General features: G+C 70.4%; 3 protein-coding genes. All 3 read left to right on the top strand.

The genetic code is table 11. From position 1 onward, the window contains the following. Positions 1-95: 95 nt before the first annotated feature. On the top strand, positions 96-314 hold the full coding sequence (locus GUY60_RS37495) for a hypothetical protein (RefSeq protein ID WP_161705967.1): 219 nt from the start codon (positions 96-98) through the stop codon (positions 312-314). A gap of 253 nt (positions 315-567) precedes the next feature. After that, complete coding sequence (locus GUY60_RS37490; RefSeq protein WP_161705966.1) at positions 568-1,209, top strand: TetR/AcrR family transcriptional regulator; 642 nt, start codon at positions 568-570, stop codon at positions 1,207-1,209. Positions 1,210-1,339: 130 nt separating this feature from the next. Further along, the gene (locus tag GUY60_RS39410) at positions 1,340-1,567 is read left to right on the top strand and encodes a DUF3107 domain-containing protein (protein WP_187370232.1); all 228 of its coding nucleotides are present in this window, start codon (positions 1,340-1,342) and stop codon (positions 1,565-1,567) included. The last annotated feature ends 53 nt before the right edge of the window (positions 1,568-1,620 follow it).

The raw sequence follows: 1,620 nt of genomic DNA, 5'->3' as shown, positions 1-1,620 counted from the left end.
CCCCATAGCGCCACGAAAGGGTCTCTCCTAGGCTCGTAGGAGAAGCGGGACGCTCCCTCGTGCGAGGGACGCCCGCGCCGGAAAGGGGAGCCAGCATGCCTGTCGACCCGAGCGACCCCGAGACCTTCGATCCGGAAGAGCCCGAGGCTGACCTCGCCCAGGAGGCGCCGGAAGCCGACGCCGCCGAGCAGCACACCGATCTGCGCCAGGAGCGCGACGACCCCTCCCCCCATTTCGACCCCTCTACGGCGAACCCGGCGGACGCTGCCGAGCAGGCCCGCGTGGTCGGCCTCGACGAGGACGACTACCGCTGACCTGCGCCGACCGCACTCCGCTCGACCCGGCCGCGGGCCTCGCGCGGCGGCCGTCCGCGGCATGTCCGGCAGCCCGCCAAATCCCGTTTTCTCGCGCTAAGCAGGTCCGTGCACCCTGTCCGCTCCGTGAAATTCTCCGTCCGCACCGCGCACACGAGGGTTACCGAAAAGTACGATGGCTGGGCGGCAGCACACCGCACACGGAACGGCCATGGACGCGTCAAGGCCGTGCTCAATGACATTGGGAGGCGGCGTGACAGCCACCGAGCAGACAGATGCGGCGCGCCCGCGAGGCACGCGCCTGCCGCGCCGGGCCCGTCGCAACCAACTCCTCGGCGCCGCCCAGGAGGTGTTCGTCGCGCAGGGCTACCACGCGGCGGCCATGGACGACATCGCGGAGCGGGCCGGAGTCAGCAAGCCGGTCCTCTACCAGCACTTCCCGGGCAAGCTCGACCTCTACCTCGCGCTGCTCGACCAGCACTGCGAGTCCCTGCTCCAGGCGGTGCGTACGGCACTGGAGTCCACCTCGGACAACAAGCTGCGCGTCGCCGCCACCATGGACGCCTATTTCGCGTACGTGGAGGACGAGGGCGGCGCCTTCCGGCTCGTCTTCGAGTCGGACCTGACGAACGAGCCCGCGGTCCGAGAGCGCGTGGAGAAGGTCACCCTGGAGTGCGCGGAGGCCATCGGCGAGGTGATCGCCGAGGACACCGGGCTGCCCAAGGACGAGTCGATGCTCCTCGGCGTGGGCCTGGGCGGCTTCTCCCAGGTGGTCGCGCGGTACTGGCTGGCGAGCGGCAGCAAGGTCGACCGCGACAAGGCGGTGGAACTGCTCACCTCGCTCGCCTGGCGCGGTATCGCGGGCTTCCCGCTGCACGCCACCGACCAGCCGTAGGCGCCGACCGTCGAGCCGTGTTCGCTGCCAGCGTGCAGCGGCGCGGCTTGCCGATCCCCTCACCGGGCTAATGTGTGCTGAGTACGGCGCGGACGGCCGCGCACACACTGACCGTCGGAGGGACAAAGCCGTGGAGGTCAAGATCGGCGTGCAGTACGCGCCCCGCGAGATCGTTCTGGAGAGCGCCCAGACCCCGGAGGAAGTCGAGAAGGCGGTGGCCGAGGCGCTGAGCGGCAAGACCGAGCTCCTCTCCCTCGTGGACGACCACGGCCGCAAGGTCCTGGTACCGGCGGACCGGATCGCGTATGTCGAGCTCGGTGAGCCGACCGCCCGCAAGGTGGGCTTCAGCGCGGTCTGAGCGAGACACGCACAGCAGTGAGGGCGCGGCCCGGTGGATCCGATCCACCGGGC

The organism is Streptomyces boluensis (genome assembly GCF_009908195.1).
In the GTDB taxonomy this organism is placed as follows: domain Bacteria; phylum Actinomycetota; class Actinomycetes; order Streptomycetales; family Streptomycetaceae; genus Streptomyces; species Streptomyces boluensis.
This window is presented reverse-complemented; position numbering and strand designations above follow the sequence as displayed.